Annotated in this window: 12 protein-coding genes; 9 read left to right on the top strand and 3 right to left on the bottom strand. The window is 54.9% G+C overall.

Annotated features, from left to right (window positions below; translation table 11 throughout):
• Positions 1 to 113: 113 nt before the first annotated feature.
• Entirely contained in the window at positions 114 to 488 is a 375-nt protein-coding gene (locus ACTUJZ_RS13930; RefSeq protein WP_463636941.1) for a PH domain-containing protein, read from the top strand.
• A 51-nt stretch (positions 489 to 539) separates the two neighbouring features.
• Here ACTUJZ_RS13930 and ACTUJZ_RS13935 read toward each other — a convergent pair whose 3' ends face one another.
• Both ACTUJZ_RS13935 and ACTUJZ_RS13940 read right to left on the bottom strand, forming a co-directional pair.
• On the bottom strand, positions 540 to 2,375 hold the full coding sequence (locus ACTUJZ_RS13935) for a S8 family serine peptidase (RefSeq protein WP_463636942.1): 1,836 nt from the start codon (positions 2,373 to 2,375) through the stop codon (positions 540 to 542).
• A gap of 226 nt (positions 2,376 to 2,601) precedes the next feature.
• Entirely contained in the window at positions 2,602 to 4,815 is a 2,214-nt protein-coding gene (locus tag ACTUJZ_RS13940) for a S9 family peptidase (protein ID WP_463636943.1), read from the bottom strand.
• Positions 4,816 to 4,872: 57 nt separating this feature from the next.
• On the opposite strand from ACTUJZ_RS13940, the gene ACTUJZ_RS13945 reads away from it, so the two are divergent.
• From ACTUJZ_RS13945 to ACTUJZ_RS13980, 8 genes are all read left to right on the top strand, one after another.
• A complete protein-coding gene (locus tag ACTUJZ_RS13945; protein WP_463636944.1) occupies positions 4,873 to 5,502 on the top strand; it encodes an NAD(P)H-binding protein in 630 nt (209 codons plus the stop codon).
• Between the two features lies 1 nt (position 5,503).
• Positions 5,504 to 6,229, top strand: coding sequence for a tRNA1(Val) (adenine(37)-N6)-methyltransferase (locus tag ACTUJZ_RS13950; RefSeq protein WP_463636945.1), 726 nt, complete (start codon positions 5,504 to 5,506; stop codon positions 6,227 to 6,229).
• 15 nt (positions 6,230 to 6,244) lie between these two features.
• Positions 6,245 to 6,757 (top strand): YgjV family protein, encoded by a 513-nt coding sequence (locus tag ACTUJZ_RS13955; RefSeq protein ID WP_463636946.1) that lies wholly within the window; start codon positions 6,245 to 6,247, stop codon positions 6,755 to 6,757.
• A 133-nt stretch (positions 6,758 to 6,890) separates the two neighbouring features.
• Positions 6,891 to 7,394, top strand: a complete 504-nt coding sequence (locus tag ACTUJZ_RS13960) for a hypothetical protein (RefSeq protein ID WP_463636947.1) — start codon at positions 6,891 to 6,893, stop codon at positions 7,392 to 7,394.
• Between the two features lies 1 nt (position 7,395).
• Complete coding sequence (bcsA, locus tag ACTUJZ_RS13965) at positions 7,396 to 9,600, top strand: UDP-forming cellulose synthase catalytic subunit (RefSeq protein WP_463636948.1); 2,205 nt, start codon at positions 7,396 to 7,398, stop codon at positions 9,598 to 9,600.
• A gap of 2 nt (positions 9,601 to 9,602) precedes the next feature.
• Complete coding sequence (locus ACTUJZ_RS13970) at positions 9,603 to 11,903, top strand: cellulose biosynthesis cyclic di-GMP-binding regulatory protein BcsB (RefSeq protein WP_463636949.1); 2,301 nt, start codon at positions 9,603 to 9,605, stop codon at positions 11,901 to 11,903.
• A complete protein-coding gene (locus tag ACTUJZ_RS13975; protein ID WP_463636950.1) occupies positions 11,897 to 12,925 on the top strand; it encodes a glycosyl hydrolase family 8 in 1,029 nt (342 codons plus the stop codon). Before ACTUJZ_RS13970 ends, ACTUJZ_RS13975 begins: the two co-directional genes overlap by 7 nt.
• Positions 12,922 to 15,261 (top strand): cellulose synthase subunit BcsC-related outer membrane protein, encoded by a 2,340-nt coding sequence (locus tag ACTUJZ_RS13980; protein ID WP_463636951.1) that lies wholly within the window; start codon positions 12,922 to 12,924, stop codon positions 15,259 to 15,261. Before ACTUJZ_RS13975 ends, ACTUJZ_RS13980 begins: the two co-directional genes overlap by 4 nt.
• Here ACTUJZ_RS13980 and ACTUJZ_RS13985 read toward each other — a convergent pair.
• Positions 15,241 to 16,263, bottom strand: coding sequence for a choice-of-anchor A family protein (locus ACTUJZ_RS13985; protein WP_463636952.1), 1,023 nt, complete (start codon positions 16,261 to 16,263; stop codon positions 15,241 to 15,243). The genes ACTUJZ_RS13980 and ACTUJZ_RS13985 overlap by 21 nt on opposite strands.
• Positions 16,264 to 16,432: the final 169 nt, after the last annotated feature.

Below are 16,432 nucleotides of genomic sequence, written 5' to 3' on the forward strand. Positions count from 1 at the left end.
AGACTTAGCGTGCGTAACCGGCTGTTTATCGGGTGTGCAACAAAGACTGGCATCTGGTTGCCGAAACCGCTTATGATGAAATTTTCATCATCAGAAAATAGGATACACAGAGCATGGGATTACTGGATGCATTAATGGGCAACGCCAGCGAAGTCAGAGTTGAGGATGTGCAGGAACAACTCGCTCCAATGCTGGCTGATAACGAGCAGGTGGTGACTGCCTTTCGACTGGTGCGCGATTTAATTGTGTTTACCTCCAAGCGCATGGTACTGGTGGATAAGCAGGGCTTAAGCGGGCGCAAGGTGAATTACCACTCAATTCCGTACAAATCCATCACCCAGTTCAGCGTGGAGACTGCCGGGCATTTTGATGTGGATTCTGAATTACAGGTATGGGTGTCAGGTCAGGACGGGCCGGTGGAAATTGAGCTGAATAAAAAAGCCGCCGCCAGTGTGCAGCATACGCTGGCCAATATGTTATTTGGTTAATAAAAAAGGCCAGCACACTGCTGGCCTCTTTAGTCTACCCAGGTCTGGGATTTAGAAGGTTACACTTACGGTAGCCGAGCACACGTTGGTACCTGCTTCACACACTTGATAATCATAAGTGCCGCCACCTTTGGTGGTGATGGAGTCAGTATAGGCGCCATCATTAGCCGTGGTCACAATGACACTGCCATTGCGGAAGATATCCACATTGGTGCTGGTGGCATTGCCCCAGCTCAGGTCCGTGAACTTGGTGCCTTTTGACTTATAACCATTGGCGGATAAAGTCAGGTCACCGCCCACAGGGTCGCCGCCTGAACCGCCGCCGGCACATCCATTGGCTGTCAGGTAAGCATCAGCATCAGCCGCCTGCACAATGCCGTATCCGAAGTACACATCATTACCGCTGGCACCGGCATCGCGCGCTGTCGCTTTCAGTGCGTTACGAATATCTTCGCCGCTACATTGTGGATGATTTGACCAAACCAGGGCTGCAACACCGGCGACTGCCGGAGTGGCCATTGACGTGCCGCTCATAAAGCCGTAATCGCTGGCACCCACGTTGACAGTCATATTGGCTGCGGCCAACAAGGCACTGCGGTCTTCCTGCGCGGCACCGACGGCCGGGATGGTGGTGTCGTTGGTGGTGCCCAATGTACCGTACAGCATGCCTGGCTCATTGTTGATGATCACCGCACCGATACCGCCAGAGCTTTCACAATTGTTGACCTTGTCATAAAAGCTCACTGTACCACGGTCAATGACACACACTTTACCGGCGGCGTTAGCATCCACAGCGTCTGCTACGCCCATGAAATAGGTGGTGCCTGAAGCATTTCCACTGTTTTCCATGGCCGATGAGGCAAAACCGGTACCGTCGGCACTCAGTGATGCCATGGTCGCGCCACCGGCGGGGTAAGTAGATAATGTATCCACACCACCGGCGGTAGCTTCTACGCAAATGGTTTCATCGGTGGTGACATTTTTGCCACGGCCTGAAGTGCAGCTGGGATACTGAGAAAAATCAGCAATATTGTCGTTGGCATCATTAGCGCCAATCATCATCACTGCCGGATAGCCAGCAGGGTAGGAGCGAACATTGTTACCGTCATTACCTGCAGCTGCTACCACAAAACCGCCATTTGCTACAAAGTCGGTAAAGGCATTTTCTTCGGTGCTGTTAGCACCACCGCCACCTAAGCTCATATTGATGATATTGGCCCCGGCTTCGCTACATTTTTGCGCGGCGAACGCCAGGTCAGAGGAATAGCCCCAACCACTTTCGTTAAAGACTTTGATGATGTGCATATCGACACCGGGTGCCATGCCAATGACGCCAAAGCCATTATCGGCAGCGCCAATCGTGCCGGCAACGTGGGTACCGTGCGGCCCGCCATTGTCGAACCAGTTTCCGGTGCCCGGGTCATTGTCACCGGTGATACCTGACCACACAAAATCAGAGTTCGAGCTGTCCAGGCCCGAATCGATAACACAGACTTTCATGCCGGCACTGGCATTGAAAGGTACCTGGTTAGCTTGTGACTGATACACTGCATACGGGGTAATTTGCGTGGTGGACGGATCGCCGGCATCATCGTTATACAATGCCATGGGGCGACGTACCTGGTCGGTTTCAATGAGTTTTACATGAGGGTTGTTTAATAATCCTTTTACCTCAGCGAGGGATTTTCCGTCAAATGTCGCGGCTATAAAGCCATTGGCATCTACTTTAATCTCCCCGCCGGCCTGCCTGGCCAGTGCTTTCACAATCCCTTTACTATTGTTTTCCACCTGAATGATATAGCGATTCTCACTATTATCAGCCATTGCTGTAAAACTTAATGCAACCAATGAGGCTGCAAGGGTAGGTTTGATTGTTTTATTAAACATAAATTGTTCTTCTTCACTTGTTGAATTGCATTAAATGCTTGTGGCTTTAGCCACTATTGTTATTAAGGGCATTTAATTTCCCTGGGATTACTCCCTTATCCAACATATCTAAGTGTGAAATTTAAGCAAGGCAAAAGTGGTATTTATAGTCTAAAGGTTAAAATTGGCATAAAAAAAGGGTTGAGATAGCAAAATCTCAACCCTTTTTATTTTCCCGACGAAAGGTTTATTTCGCGGGCTTTAAATTACGGTTGAAAAAGTTCGTGATGGTTTTGTACAGGTGAATGCCGGTTTGTTTGCCGCGGATACTGTGCTTTTTGCCCGGGTAATCCATGGTTTCAAACGCGATAGCTTTGTCCTGTAAATGCTTGTACAAGCGGGTGCTGTGGGTAAACAGCACATTATCATCGGCCATGCCATGATAAATCAGCAGTGGGCCTTTGAGGTTGTCGGCATACGGGAATACCGATGACTGTGTGTAGGCGTCATCGTCGGTTTTCGGGTTGCCCATATAGCGTTCGGTATAGTGGGTGTCATACAAGCGCCAGTCGGTGACCGGGGCGCCAGAGACACCGGCTTTGAAATACTCCGGGGCTTTAAACATGGTCATCAGGGTCATGTAACCACCGTAGCTGTGGCCATGCACACCAATGCGCTCGGCATCCACATAGCCCAGGCTGCGCAAGAATTTGACTCCTTCAACCTGGTCATCCACCTCGATCGAGCCCATTTTTTTATAGATAGGATCTTCAAAGGCTTTGCCGCGATAGTTGGAGCCGCGGTTATCTACGGTAAAGACCACATAGCCCTGGTCGACCCAGTATTGCATCAACAGGCCGCGGTTGCCGCCCCAGGCATTGGTCACCATTTGCGCGTGCGGGCCGCCGTACAGATATACGATGGCGGGGTGCTTTTTGCTGGTGTCCAGATTTTCCGGTTTGTATAACCGGTAGTACAGCGTGGCCTCGTCGGCGGTGGTTAAGGTGCCAAATTCTGGCTGGGTCCAGCTATCCAGATAAGGATGCAGTGGATGATCTTCATCCAACTTATTTTGCTCCAGCCACGTTAGCTGTTCACCGCTGGCTGCATGGACGCTGACCTGGGGCGGTTGGTTGGCGGTAGAAAATTGATCCACATAGATTGAGGCATCATGGGCAAAGCTGATGTGGTGATAGCCATCGCGCGTGGATACCCGGCTGATATCGCCGCCTTTCAGACTGACCTGATACAGGTGGCTTTCCAGCGGGGTGTCTTTACGGCCGGTAAAAAACAGACGTTGATTGGCTTTGTCGATGGCCTGCACCTCATCCACCACCCAGTCACCCTCGGTGAGCTGGCGCACCAGGCTGCCATCATTGTTATACAGATAAAGATGCTTAAAGCCATCACGCTCGGAGGCCCAGATAAACTGGTCGGCATCGGCTAAAAAGTGCAGGTCATCGTGCAGATTAACCCAGGTATTGCTGGACTCGCTAAGCAGTACACGCTGTTTTTGACTGGCCAGCTGATAGGCGCGAAGCTCCAGTTGCTGCTGGTCACGGCTTTGCCACTGATAGGTGAAGGTTTGGCTGTCCGGCATCCACTGGCCGCGGGCCAGATAAATGTCGGTGTCGTCACCCAAATCAATCCACTGGCGCTGGTTGGTCTCAATATTGTGCACCGCCAGTTCCACGGTCACATTATCCGTGCCGGCCTTGGGATAACGCTGCTCAATCATCTTGATATCATCAGCGTAAATTTCTGAGCGGGTAATGATATCCACCGGGCTTTCGTCGACCTTGGTAAAAGCAATGTGGCTTTCATCCGGTGCCCACCAGTAGCCGGTCATGCGGCCCATTTCTTCCTGGGCAACAAATTCTGCCATACCCATCTTAACCGGGCCGCCACCTTCGGTGGTGATGGCTTGTTCTTTGCCGCTTTGAATGTGCTTGATATACAGATTCTGATCGCGCACAAACGAAATGTAATTGCCTTTAGGCGACAGCTTGATGTCGGTTTCAAAGGCTTCGGTGTCCAGCAATTGCTTGGCACCCTGTTGGCCCAGCTTGTGGTAATATACATCACCGCCTAACGGGAACAGCAGCGCTGAGCCGTCTTCGGACCATTCGTAACTTACGATGCCTGAGCCGGACAAACGCATCCGCTCGCGGCGTGCTTTTTCTTCATCAGATAAAGTTTGCTCGCCGGGCACCAGTTGCTCAGAATCAAACAGCATCTGGGTTTTTCCCGACTCAATGTGGTATTCCCACAAATCCAGCTGTTCATAATCTGAGGCTTTACCTTTTAAAAAGGTCACGCGCTGTCCGTCAGGGGAGACCTGAAGATTTCGCGGGGCGTTGCCGTCTAACGACGGCGATTCAAAAATCCGCTCGATAGTGAGCGAATCGGCCGAAACAGAGCTACTAAGCATAACGGCTCCAATCATTAAGGCTTTTTTCATTATTATCTACGCTATACGCTGTGAAAGAAGGGTTGATGCAATACAGGATGACACAAGGTGAGTAGCAATAAAACCGCTTTAGTACTGGGCGCAACCGGTCTGGTGGGGCAGGCGCTGGTGCGCCAGCTCTTATCCGATCCGCGTTACAGCACAGTGACCTGCATGGTGCGTCGACCGCTGCCAGCGGGATTTTTTACCGATCCTGACGACAAGCTCAGCCCGCTGGTGATCGACTTTGACCAGCTGCAGGATTATCAGGGCTATTTTTCGGTGGACCATGTGTACTGTTGCCTGGGGACTACCCTTAAAAAAGCTGGTAGTAAGGGGGCCTTTCGTAAGGTTGATTTTGAGTATGTGCACGTGGCCGCGCAACTGGCCCGGGCTCAGCGCTGCCAGAGTTTTGTGTGGATCTCATCAGTAGGCGCGGATGCCAGCAGCAGTCAGTTTTATCTGCGGGTAAAGGGCGAGCTGGAAAATGCCATCATGCGCATGCCGCAGTTGGCCCATGCCGCTGCAGTGCGCCCTTCGCTCCTGTTGGGCTCGCGTAACGAATCACGCCGGCTGGAGGACTGGGCCAAAAAGCTGGCGCCGGTGTTGCGCAAAGTGCTTATCGGGCGGTTTAAAAAATACCGTCCGGCCTATGCCAATGAGGTGGCCAGTAAAATGATCCTGTTACAGCGGTTTTAGCATGGCTGCTGGATTTCGCTGTAAGCAGTTCACCGTGGAGCATGCCCTGTGCGCCATGAAGGTCAGTACCGACAGTCTGATTCTAGGGAGCTGGCTGCCCCCGGGCAATGCCACCCGCGTACTGGATATTGGCTGTGGCAGTGGGATCCTGGCGCTGATGCAGGCCCAACACGCTCAGCCGGGCACCCATATTGATGCCATTGATGTGGATACCGGAGCAGTGGCACAAACCCGGCATAATGTGGCACATAGCCCCTGGCCGCAGCGGGTTCAGGTGCATCATAGCAGCCTGGCGCAGTGGCAGCCGGCCACCGGCTACGATGTGATCATCAGCAACCCGCCGTATTTTACCGACACCAATGTGGGCAAGCTGGCCCATCTGCAACAATCCTTGGCTCGCCAGGCTGCCCGCCAGCAACAGCAGCTGGCTCCGGCGGCGCTATTTGCCGGCGCGGCGAGGCTGGCGGGCGCCCACACCCGGTTTGGCTGTTTATACCCCACCGTGCAACTGGATGCGATCATTGCCGATGCTGCGCAGGCTGGCTGGTATTTGCAGCGCCAGTTGTGCGTGCAAAGCCAGCCGGGTAGTGCGTCGCATGTCAGTGCGCTGTTATGGCAGCGCAGCGCCACGCAGCCCGTGCGCGAAGAGCTGGTCATCCGTGATACCACCAATCAGTACACCGCGGCGTTTAAAGCGTTGTGCCAGCCGTTTTATCTGAATTTTTAAACTGAGGAATGCAGCATGCCCGAGTCGTTTAACTGGTGGGCCGAAAGCCTGGGCGCTGCCGCCCTGGTAATCAATTTTATTGGCTATCGTCAGGCGGACGCCAATCGCTACCGGGCGGTGTCGGCGGTGGCTTTATTGTGTGTTAGCTTGCATTTTTTTCTGTTGGGCGCGATGGCTGCTGGTATCGGCTGCCTGCTGGCCAGCATTCGTAATGTGATTGCCCTGCGCTATCGCAATGCGCTGGTGGTGTGGGCGTTTGTGGGTCTGAACCTGGCTTTTTTGGCGCTGGAGTGGTGGGTATTAGAGCATGGGCCATTGATTTTTATCGCCTATGCTTCTTCACTGGTATTCACGGTGGGCTCGGTGGTGCTTAATGATGCGCATCGCATTCGCCAGTGGTTTGTGCTGGCCGAAGGCCTCGGGCTTATTTATGCCCTGTTGGTGGGCAGTGTATTTGGGACGCTATTTAATTTAAGTAATTTAATCAGTATACTCACCAAGCTCGCCAGCTCTAGAAAACAATATTAACAAATTCAAACATTTGGCTATTAGTCAAAAGTCTAGTTCAGGTATTTACACCAATAAGCGAGTATCGGCGCCATCATTTAATCTGCTGTCGGCTTTTTCTACACTGGCAATAGATCCCCCAAGGAAGATTGTCGTGCACATAGAGCATCCACCCGCAAATGCCATCTATACTGATAGCCAAAGCAATGTCACTCCATTGTTTCGTCATCAGGTGGGCGCGCATCGTGCAGCGCCGGTACGCTCTGATCCCCTCGGGTCGCAAGCGCTGGAGCAACGCTGGCATGCCCGACTGCAACTGCTGCTGCGCGCAGAAGTGTCAATGCACCGGGCGAACCGGTTGCGCGCCTTCTGCTACACCATTATAGTAACAGCCGCATTATTGCTTGGGTTTTCTCTTTACCTTGCACCTGTAACAGCCCCCTGGGTATTAGGGGTTGAAGCCGGTTCGGTGCTGCTTGGCGGTGTATTGCTGCCGGTGAGTCTATTGCTGTGCCGTGAATGCCGTCGCCATCGTGATTACTTATCGCGTAAATTTTATGAAAGTAATCATGAAGTAGAATACACCGACGACGGCCTGGTTTTGATCAACCGCAGTTCTTATACTGCGGTCACACAGGTGCCATTTACGGACCTCTAGTTTGGCCACCACAATCAACCAGCGTCGTAGTTTTACACGCTTTAGTCTGTTCTTTATCTGTTGCCTGCTGATCCTAAGCAGCGTATTGCTGTTGCCGATGGATGCCATCAGCCAGATCGTGGCCTCGTTCAGTCTGGTCATGCTGATCCATTTTTGCGCCTCCGAAGCCGGCTTTTTTCACCGGCACCGGCAGTTTTTTCGTTTGCTTGCCTTATTGCTTGGCCTGGCACTCACCGTGCGGTATCTGATGTGGCGCGGTCTGTACACCATGGGTATGGCCGATATCTTTTCGCTCATAGCCATGTGGGCACTGTTTTTAGCCGAAGTGTACGCCGGGCTGACTCACATTATCAGTTGTCTGGTGAATGTGGCCCCACTGACCCGGCCGGACAAAGCACTGACCGAAGCCGATTATGCGCAGGCGCCCACCGTCGATGTGTACATTCCTACCTATAACGAGCCGCAGGACCTTGTAGAGGTGACCCTGCGCGCAGCGTTGCAGCTACATTATCCCAAAGACAAACTAAATGTGTATCTGCTGGATGATGGCGGCACGGTGCAAAAGCGCCAGCAGGCGGATCCGGCAGCGGCCCTGGCGGCGCGCCAGCGCCACCAGTCACTTACTGCGCTGTGCCAGGAGCTGGGTGCCCGTTATCTGACCCGCGAAAAAAATGAGCGTGCCAAAGCCGGCAATATCAATAGCGCACTGGCACATACAAACGGCGAGCTGGTGGTCATTCTGGATGCCGACCATGTGCCCACCGCTGACTTTCTGACCTACACCGTGCCCTGGATGCAGCACAACCCAAAAGTCTTTTTGGTTCAGACTCCGCATTTTATGGCCAATCCCGATCCGGTGGAGCGCAATTATTTTTCAGCTTTTACCCGCATGCCGTCGGAAAATGACATGTTCTACGGCACCATCCAAAAGGGCCTGGATTTTTGGAATGCGTCGTTTTTTTGTGGCTCTGCGGCAGTGTTGCGGCGCGCCCATCTGATGAAGGTTGATGGCCTGTCCGGCGACTCGGTCACCGAAGATGCTGAAACTGCGTTTGATTTGCATGCTCGTGGCTATGAGTCAGTGTATGTGAACCGGCCGATGGTAAGCGGGCTGGCCCCGGAAACTTTAAATGCGTTTATTCAGCAGCGCATGCGCTGGGCCCAGGGCATGACCCAGATCCTATTATTAAAAAAGCCGCACAATGCAACTGGGTTAAGCTGGTTTCAGCGCTTTGGCTATCTAAGCTCGATTTTATTCTGGTTGTTTCCGTTTGCCCGGATTATTTTTCTGCTAATGCCACTGGCTTATTTGGTATTTGGTTTGCAGGTTTACCGCGCCTCCCTGTTGGAAATTGTGGCCTACACCATTCCCCATGTGATAGCCACTTATCAGCTGTCCACCTTACTGTTCGGGAGAACCCGCTGGCCGCTGGTGTCTGAGCTATACGAAATTTTACAATGTGTGTTTACCCTGCGGGCGCTGCTCAAGGTGTTTAAAAATGCCCGGGCGCCATCGTTTGTGGTTACCCCGAAAGGCGAAAGTCTCGCCCAGCATTTTATATCGCCGTTATCCGGGGTGTTTTATGCGCTTATCGCATTAACTCTGGCTGGCACTGTGACCGGGCTGGAAAAACTGGTCAACGACCCCCTGACCCGTGAGCTGACGGTGGTGGTGCTGGCCTGGAATGTATTTAACCTGCTGTTGCTACTCAGTGTACTCAGTGTGCTGGTTGAGCGGCGGCAGATCCGCGAACAGGCGCGTTTGCCGGCAAGCGACGAAATCACCCTGCGCAGTGACGATGGTCGCAGTTGGGGCGGGCATATTGAAGATATGTCACTGGGCGGCGCCCGCGCCCGTATTCGTACCTTTCGCCAGGCACTGCCTGCCAACGTCACCTTGTCGGCCTGGTCAGAATCGGCCGGGCGCCATGTGCAGTTGCCCTGTGCGGTGTTATTTCATAATCCCAAAAGCGGCGTGGTTCGCTTTCGCTTTGAGCGCGCCGACAGCAAGGTGTGGGATGAAGTGATTGGGTTTACCATGGGCGATAGCCGCCGCTGGCAAAGTTTTCAGCGCCGCCGTATGCGTCGAATTACGTATTGGTACGGGGTGCGCCACGTGTTAAAAGTAAGTGTCAAACCGGTTGTGCAGCATGCACTGATGCAACTTACGCGTCTGTGGTCACCCAGACGCCAGGTCAAGGAATAATAATGAATATACGACGGGCAGCCATCGGGCTTATCTTATCACTGCTCAGCATGGCGACACTGGCACAGACCAGCCGTGAGCCGCTGGCCACCTATCATGCCGGCGAACCGGTATTACGCTTGCAGGGCAAACAGGCCGATGCCAGCCTGGCTATCCCACTGGCGGCCGGTCAGCGGGTCACTGCGGCAACCCTGCAATTAGATGTGGTCAGCTCGCGGGCGCTGGTCAAGCCCCGGTCTATTTTAAATGTTCGCTTTAACAATGCCACTGTGGGCCAGATCATGTTTGACCCCGACCGGCCACATTTACGCTCCAGCGTGGAATTGCCCGCACGGCTGTGGCGCGCCGGATTTAATGAGCTCACCTTCGCGGTGAGCCAGCATTATGCTAATCAGTGCGTAGAAAGCAGTGCGCCGGAATTATGGAGCGAACTGGACTTAAGCCAGTCAACGCTGGCGGTGACCACCGAGCCGGGCGAGCAGCTGGCTGGCTTACAAAGCTTATCCGGTTATTTTTCGCCAGGTATCGGTAGTCAGGCACAGGTGACGCTGGTGTCAGTAGACGAGCAGGACGCCACCCTATACAGCCAGGCATTGCCCCTGGTCGCCCAGGCACTGGCATTACGCAACCAGTACAAGCCGTTAAGCATCAATCATCAGGCGATTAACCCACTGGCTGAGTTGCCGCAAATCGTCACCCAGAGCGAGCAGGTTGAGGCGCTGGTGGACCGTTATCAGCGCAGTAGCTGGTATCTGGCCAAGGATGAAACTGCCGGTACCCCAGACCCGGCTGAGACGCCGCGCCGCGCATTGCATGTGCTTATCGGTACTAAGGACAAGCTGGCACCACTGCTGGATGCTGCCACTCGTGAACAGATTAACGGCCCGTTTCTAACCGTCCAGGCGACGCCAGCCGTACAGGTGCAAGACACTGTGGTGGTTCACCAATACCAACGATTGGTGGTGTCTGGCCGCACGGCTGCTGAAGTGCGTACCGCAGCGCTGACTTTGGGGCTGATGGATGATGCCTTAAACCCGGATGCCTCCTTAGTGGTAGCCGGGCAGACCAGCCCGACTGCGGCCTTTCTGGCAGCAGATATTGCCCAGCCGGGTGAAGACTATTCGTTTGCGCAGCTCGGTCAGTCGCACATTTTACTGCGCGGCGAGGATGCTTTTTCTAAAGATGTGAATCTGACCCTGCCGGCAGATTTTTATGTACCGGAAAACGCCAGTGTGCGGCTTAATCTGGATTTTGGCTATGGCGCGGCGCTGGGTGCCGGCTCTATGATGAATCTGTTGATTAATGATGAACTGGTGCATGGCCTGACCCTGTCTAATCCGGGTGGTCAGGCGTTTCGAGACTACCAGCTGGTGATCCCGGCGCGCCATTTTCAGGGCGGGGTAAATACCCTGACCTTTGATGTGACGCTGCGCGCGCCCATCACCGGCCAACAGTGCGACGAAATTGGCGGCTCCCACCTGATGTTTCAGGTGAGAAATACGTCTTCCATCGAATTGCCTGAAGCCGGGCAGGTGGCCAGCCAGCCAGATCTGGCATTGTTCCGCGATACCGGCTTCCCATTTGCCACCCAATCCGAAGAGCCGGTGGCTATCTATTTAACCGATCCGGCCATGACTGGCGCGGCGCTGACGCTAGCCGGCAAACTGGCGCAAACTGCCGGTACCATGCTGGCCAGTGTGCAAATTGTTGATACCCTTAGCCCGCAGGTCACTGCCAATGCGGTGGTATTAGCCACCCCGGATACCTTGCCAGCTGAGCTGTCAGCCGATTATGCCACGTCGCTGGCGGCGACTAAGCGCTGGCCCTACCGGTTGCAAAATGATTTACATAACCGCATCCGCGAGGCGGTGGATGACAAAGGGCATACTCCGCTGCAAATGCGCGGCACCACCGAACAGGTCAGCGGCTTAGACACCATGGCTGTGCTCATCGCCCAGCAAAATCCGCGTAGCCAGGAAACCGGCAATATGTATATTATCGCGGCGCAAACCCCGGCCCTGTTAAGCGCCCGCATCAATGATCTGGTTAGCCTGTCGTTGTGGGGGCAGCTGGCCGGGGACTTTTTCAGCTGGCGCGATGCCCGTCAGCCGCTGATGGCCATGCAGGTCGCCGAGACCTTTGAGCTTGGCGAGCCGGCCAGTGGCTGGTTGCGCCTGCGTCTGTGGATGTCCAATAACCCCTGGTACTGGCTGATAGCAGTGGCTGTAGTGGTCTTGCTTAGCGCCTGGCTGGCCATGGTGCTGCTTAAACGCCGCAACAAGGCAGTGACCGAGCAATGGTAAGGTTGGCGCGCCGCGGCCTGCTGCTGGCAGGCGTACTGTTACTGGTCAGTTGCAGTGAAAAAGCCAACACACCGTTTGGTCAGGACTGGCAAACCTTTGTGCAGCGTTTTTATGACAATGGCCGGATTGTAGATACCGGCAATGACGGGGTGTCACACAGCGAAGGACAGGGCTATGGTATGTTGTTTGCCGCTGTGGCTGGCGACAAAACCCGCTTTGATGCCCTGTGGCGCTGGACCCGGCAAACTCTGCAACGGGATGATGGATTATTCAGCTGGCGCTACCGGCCCTGCCCGGAACACAATACCGCCTGCGTGGATGATCCAAACAATGCCAGCGACGGCGATATTTTGATTGCCTGGGCGCTGTTGCGCGCGGCGCAGGTCTGGGACAGCCAGACCTATCGGCAACAGGCGGTGACCATTCTCAATGCCATTGAAGATAAACTGATTGTGGAGCGTCAGGGACTCACAGTGTTATTACCCGGCGCTGAGGGGTTTGTGCGCAACGGGTCGGTGCAACTGAATCTGTCCTACTGGATCTTTCCGGCCTTTAACGCATTTTATACCCAAACCCATCAGCCGGTATGGTCTGCCTTAAGTGAATCAGGCAAAACTTTACTGGCACAGGCGCAGTGGGGCGACTATGGCTTGCCGGCCGACTGGATGTGGCTGCAGCATGACGGCCTGTCGCTGGCCGATACCGTGAGCCCGGAATATGGCTTTAATGCCGTGCGGATCCCCTTGCATCTGGCCTGGCAGCGCTATCCGGATGACACTTTGTTAGCCCCCTTTATTAAATGGTACGCACAACCCACCGTGCCGGCCACGCTTAATCTGGACAGCGGTGAATCCGCCGACTACCAGTGGTCAGCGGGCATGCAGGCGATTGCCGAGGTGGTACGCTACCGGGCCAAGCTGGATGAGCGCCAGCCGCAATTGCGCCTGGGCAATGAGCAGGACTATTATGCCGCCAGTCTGATCATGCTCAGCCAACTGGTGCTAATGGATACCAGCTCTTGAAGGCGCGGAGGTCCTCGCGCCGGCGCCGGCTGGCACTGGCGATCAGTGTGTGTTTTGCCGCTCCCGGCACCGCGCAGGTAAGCACTGACTATCGCGATGACGCAGCGCCACTCATGCAAGATGACACTACGCCGGATACCACCGGGCTGTGGTATCACATCGAGCAGCACCAGCCAGAGCTGGCCAACCAAACTTATCAGCGTCTGCGCGCCCGTCATCCTGGCTGGCAGCCTGCTGCCGAGCTGCTTGCGGCGTTGAATCAGCTCAATCAACCTGCGGCTGAACCTATGAGTGCCGCACCGACGCAGGCAGCACCTTCTGCTTTTGAGCGCCTGGCCGAGCTGTCTGTAATACAGCGCCGTCAGGCACCGGCTGCACTCATCCGCCAGGCGCAGGCCCAGGCGGACGAGCAGCAACAGCCAGAGCAGCATCTGCTATTAGGCTGGGCATTGCACAGCCGGCAGTCCTATCCCGCGGCGCTGGACGCATTTGCCGCAGCAGCGCAAACCGGGCAGCCTCAGGGCGCGGCGACCGGGCGCGCAGCCGTGATTGACAGCTGGCTGCACCAGGCACTGGAACAGCGCGATACCACTACCTTACACCGCTTGATGGCACTGCCAGAGCGCATGCTGGTGGCCGAGCGTATTGATGGTGCCGGCTGGCAGTCGCTGGAAGACCAGGACTATCCGCTGGCAGAGCGGTATTTCAAGCTGGCCGATGATACCTATGGTCAGGCGTTAAGTCTGCGCCGGCAAGGAAAAAACGAGGCCGCGGCAACATTAGCCTGCGCCTCGCAGCAAAGCTTGCCCTTAACTACCTTATGCGCGGATATTTATGCCGAGCGCCAGCTGCTTGCCTATGAGCAGGCACGTTATGCCGATAGCCTGGCCGCCGCCGATGAAGTGGCCACCCAACGTCCATTGACTGCCAGCGAACAGGAACTGGTGGGCTGGGCGGCGTATCAGTTGCCGGATCCTGAGCGCGCACGCCAAGCTCTGGCTGCGGTATTGAAAGCCCAACCCAACCGTGAGGATATTGCCCAGGCACTATGGGCTATCACCCCGGAGGCCGGGCAGCACAAACTGGCCAGCCGCTTTGACGCAGTAGCCAAACTTCGCCAGCAACAAACCAGCCGCGCCGCCTGGCAACGCCAGCAGTTTGTGCTGGCTAAAGCAGACCAACATCCTAGTGCGCCGCAGCCGGATAATGCCTTTACTGTCTACACCGGCATGCATGGCTTACAGCGTTCGGGCGAAGCCGGGCAGGGCAATCTGGACATACTTAATGGCTATGTAGGCATAAGCGATACCCAGCAACGCTGGCAGTGGGATGTACGCCTGGATTATGAACAGGTGTACAGTGGCGCTGTGCCTGCCCAGCGCTGGTTTGGCCGTGGCCAAACCGGAGACACCTTTACCGGAATTACCGGCCTTGAGGATACCGGCATGCATGCCAGTGTGATGCATCAGCAAGCCAACACCAATGTGTATGCCGAAATCAATTACCGCTTGTTTGACCAGCCAGCGCCCAGCCGCTGGACCGGGCAACTGGGGGGCAGCTGGTTTGGCGACAATCATCTGCTGGCCTTGACCGCTTACCGCGAGCGGATGGCCGACAGTATGTTAAGCCTGACCGGGACCTTTTTTGAAAGGCCGGCCAGTGGCGAAACAGGCCCGCCCGAGGCTTGGGGGGGCGTACTGGCCAATGGGTTACGTAGCTTGTATGTCTACAATTTAGGCGAGCGCTGGGCGGCGGCGGTCAGCCTGGATCAGGCCTGGCTCGACGGCCTGTTGGTAGAAGATAATAAGCGTAGCCGGGTTCGCCTGGATCTTAGCCACAGTGTCGATGTATCAGCGTCTGAGGTACTTGACTACTGGCGCATTGGCCCGTATATCATTTGGGGCAGGTTTGGCCATAATGCTGCCGGCTTTACCCAATCCCAGGGTGGCTATTTTAGCCCACAGCGCGCGCTGGGCGGCGGGCTGTATACCGAAGTGCTCACCCACCAGGCGCAGCGCTGGCAACTAAAGGCGCGGTTAAATCTTGGCTACAATCACCTGCACGAAGACGCTGTAGCGCGTTTTGCCGGGCAAGTCGACAGTCCGGTACTGGCCGGCCAGACCCAGGCCGGGCTAGGCGGCCAGCTAGGCGTAGAAGGGCAGTATCTGATTACGCCTCGGCTGAGCGTGGCGGCGTTTATACAACAGGATTTTGCGGTGGATTATCGCGCCACCTGGGGTGGGGTGCAGCTGCGCTGGCAGGCCGGGCGTGCCCGGGGCCTGACCAGCGACAGGTTGATCTTAAGCGATCCGGCGTTACGCGGCTTTGCCTTGTAAGCGACGACGCTGCCAGCCAAGCAGGCCAATCAGGCCGGCTACCACCGTGATGCCGGTGGCCGGCTCATCAATCTGGCTAAAACCATTAAACTGATAATTATTGACCTGGCCGGTAAACTCACCGTCAGGTGAGCCTAAGCTGCGTACAAACAGGTTGCCGTCGATGTGGCCATTATAAAAGGTGGTCTCTGCCAATGGTGCCAGAATGCTGCCTTTAAAGCCGATGCCGTGCATGACCAGTGAAGTCGCATCCACAAAATTAAACAGCACATTGTTGGTGTAGCGGCCATCGTGGCGGCCGGCTGGACCGTCCTCGGGGCGATTATCAGATACTTTATCACCACTGGGTAATTCAAAGCCGGTTTCAAACAGGCTCACCATTTCGCCATACACATTAACAATCGTCAGGCTGTCTTCAGGCACATCAAACCGAATATGCTTACCCGGGTCGGACAGGGCAGCGGCATCCAGTGAAAAAATATTCAGCGCATCAGAGGCGGCAAAGGTTAAGCCCCAGATATCGCCATCATTGTGGCCAACCTGTACATCGGCGGTGTGATTTAAGCTGCCCCACAAGGCCGACTTGTGCATCAGCAGGCTGTTGACGGCGGCAAAATCAAAGCTGCTGTCCTGATAAAAATGATGGGTGTTGTTAAACGCCCCATCGCTGTACAGACCAACCGTTTCATCAATATCAATCTGACCGGCGGCTACGGCATCCCCATGGTAGATGCGTGAATTGCGCATGGTCACATCATTGCCGGCGACCACTACCGGCTTGGTATTATCAGCGGGTACTTGCAGACCCAGGCCGTAATCTTGCAGTGTCAGGTTGCCACCTACTGCTAAGCGGCCTTCCACATCGGAATTAGCGCCTTGCATATCTTCAAGTACATAGGCATTGAAGTCGGCCATGTCACCTAAATAAAAGGGCCCGGCCAGGGCAGAGACAGAGCACAGCATTAACGTGGCAGAAATAATCCCTTTCTTACATGCATGCATGGCAGATTCCTTGATCATTAAAAGCGCTGCACCCCCAACCAGGGTGCAAAAAACTGATGTAATTTTAATCGCTTGAAAAATTAAGTCTAGTCATACTTTAGAACAGGCAAAAAAAAACGTAGCCTGCGCTACGTTTTTATCAGCTTGCTGACGGAAAGGTTCCGTCAGG

The sequence above is a fragment of the Alteromonas sp. WD8-37 genome (genome assembly GCF_055326825.1).

Coding starts and splice junctions, on each gene's coding strand:
- ACTUJZ_RS13950 (WP_463636945.1), top strand. CDS start 5,504: ATGGCTGCTGGATTTCGCTGTAAGCAGTTCACCGTGGAGCATGCCCTG.
- ACTUJZ_RS13955 (WP_463636946.1), top strand. CDS start 6,245: ATGCCCGAGTCGTTTAACTGGTGGGCCGAAAGCCTGGGCGCTGCCGCC.
- ACTUJZ_RS13940 (WP_463636943.1), bottom strand. CDS start 4,815: ATGAAAAAAGCCTTAATGATTGGAGCCGTTATGCTTAGTAGCTCTGTT.
- ACTUJZ_RS13930 (WP_463636941.1), top strand. CDS start 114: ATGGGATTACTGGATGCATTAATGGGCAACGCCAGCGAAGTCAGAGTT.
- ACTUJZ_RS13975 (WP_463636950.1), top strand. CDS start 11,897: ATGGTAAGGTTGGCGCGCCGCGGCCTGCTGCTGGCAGGCGTACTGTTA.
- ACTUJZ_RS13935 (WP_463636942.1), bottom strand. CDS start 2,375: ATGTTTAATAAAACAATCAAACCTACCCTTGCAGCCTCATTGGTTGCA.
- ACTUJZ_RS13970 (WP_463636949.1), top strand. CDS start 9,603: ATGAATATACGACGGGCAGCCATCGGGCTTATCTTATCACTGCTCAGC.
- ACTUJZ_RS13985 (WP_463636952.1), bottom strand. CDS start 16,263: ATGCATGCATGTAAGAAAGGGATTATTTCTGCCACGTTAATGCTGTGC.